Source organism: Hymenobacter terricola, from assembly GCF_017921975.2.
Classification (GTDB): domain Bacteria; phylum Bacteroidota; class Bacteroidia; order Cytophagales; family Hymenobacteraceae; genus Hymenobacter; species Hymenobacter terricola.
Window position 1 is genome coordinate 1 of sequence record NZ_JAGEMO020000189.1, and the last position, 2,034, is coordinate 2,034.

The 2,034-nt window shown below is 63.8% G+C and carries 1 protein-coding gene and 1 pseudogene; both read left to right on the forward strand.

Going from position 1 to position 2,034, the window contains the following annotated elements:
- Positions 1-10: 10 nt before the first annotated feature.
- Positions 11-163 carry a T9SS type A sorting domain-containing protein gene (locus tag J4G38_RS29350; protein WP_394371002.1) on the forward strand — a complete coding sequence of 51 codons (153 nt, stop codon included), beginning with the start codon at positions 11-13 and terminating at the stop codon, positions 161-163.
- 250 nt (positions 164-413) lie between these two features.
- Positions 414-2,034: pseudogene (locus tag J4G38_RS28215) on the forward strand (hypothetical protein); the annotation flags it as partial.

Consider the following 2,034-nt stretch of genomic DNA (forward strand, 5'->3'; position numbering starts at 1 on the left):
CCGGGCCACCCTGCTCAACGCCCTGGGCCAGGTGGTGCGGGAACAAGCCCTGACCAACGCCGCCGAACAAACCCTGCCCACCCGCGGCCTGCCCACCGGCGTCTACACCCTGCGCGTGGCCCGCGCCGGCCAGCTCCTCACCCGCAAAGTCGTCCTCGAATAGCTATTCGCAGATACGTGGTTTTAATCATCAGAAAAGGCCGTCCTACTCAGGACGGCCTTTTTTTTACGAACCAGCGGCAGTGACAACGTGCAAAAAAGTACATATTCTGCTACTCGTTCAAATTCTACGCCCTACATTACGGCACTGAAGTGCTTTTGCCTCACCCAAGGCACCATTTCGATAGGCTAAATACTATTGTCCCTAGGTTTCCCTGTTTTCTCCCCTTCACTCCTTTTTCCCCTTCACCCTTATGAGCACAAATTTACATTCACGCCAACGTGGACCTTTGGTCTGCGCGCTGCTGGTACTGTGCGCCCTGTTGCTGGGCGCGCGCGCTGGCCGGGCCCAGGTCGACACGTACACCTTCGCGGCGAGTGCGGGCACTTTTGTTCCCCTACCAGCCACGGCCACCACGGTTACAACCATTAGCTCCGACGACGACGTCTCGGGCGCGCTGCCCATTGGCTTCAGCTTTGTTTTTGATGGAGCCCCGTTTACCCAGGTTTACGCCAACTCCAACGGCTTTCTCTCCTTCAACGCCGCCACGCCCGGCAGTGGGTCGTACACCAACGAGCTGGCCCTGGTAACGGCGGACTATCGGCCCCTGGCCGCGCCGTACTGGGACGACCTGACCGGGACGGGCGGCACGGCCAGCTACCTCACCACGGGCACGGCCCCCAACCGCACTTTCACCTTTGAGTGGCTGAACTGGCGCCAGCTTAGCGCTAATGGCCCGCAACTCTCGTTCCAGGTGCAATTGGTGGAGGGCAGCAACGTCGTGCGCTTCGTTTACCAGCCCGGAGCTACTGCCATGAGCAACGCCAGCGTTTCGATTGGGCTGGCCGGCACAGGCACGGGCAGTGCCCCGTTTCTATCGCTGAGCGATGCCACGGCCACGGCAGCGGCCAGCTCGGCCACCGAAACGACCAGCATTGCCACCGTTCCGGTTGCGGGCCAGGTGTATTCCTTCACCCCACCGGTACCGTCCCTCTGCCCCACTCCGCGCAACCTGACGGCAGTAGCAACGAATACGACGGCTGCGCTGTCGTTCAGCGTGTCCAACGCTACCCCCGGCCCCTTCACGCTGTTGTACGGCCCCGCGGGCTTTAATCCGGCCCTGGCCGCTTCGGCCACCAACGTGTATACGTCGGTGCCGACGACGGTCACCACGGTCAACCTCACGAGCCTGGCGCCCCAAACGGCTTATCAGTTCTACGTGCGCCAGAACTGCGGCGGCACCAACGGCAGCAGCGCCTTGTCGAACGCGGGGGCCTTCACGACCAGCCCCAACCCGCCGGCCAACGACGACTGCGCCGGGGCCATCGACGTGCCGATTCAGTTTGGGACCTGCGTGGGCCAGACCAGCGCCGACAACACGGCCGCCACCAGCTCAACGGGCGTATCGGCCCCGACCTGCGCCAGCTATCAGGGCCAGGACATCTGGTTCAAAGTCACCGTGCCGGTCAGCGGCACCGTGACGGTGCAAACCCTGTCGCCCTCCGGCGGCAGCGCCATCACCGACACGGGCCTGAGCATTTACTCCGGCACCTGCGGCAGCCTTACCGATATCGGCTGCAACGATGACGGCAACGGCGCGTTTTCGCTGCTAACCCTGACCGGGCGCACCCCCGGCGAGGTGCTCTACATCCGCGTGTGGGCTTATGGGGGCAATAACGTGGGCCTGCTGGCCGTGTGCGCCACTTCGCCCTCGAACTGCTCGGTACCCACCGGCCCCACTTCCAGCAACCTGACCAACACCACCGCCACCCTGAGCTGGACGGCTCCCACCGGGGGCCTGCCCGCCGGCAATACCTACGAGCTGGAGTATGGCCTGTCGGGCTTCGCGCAGGGCACGGGCACCAACGTCACGG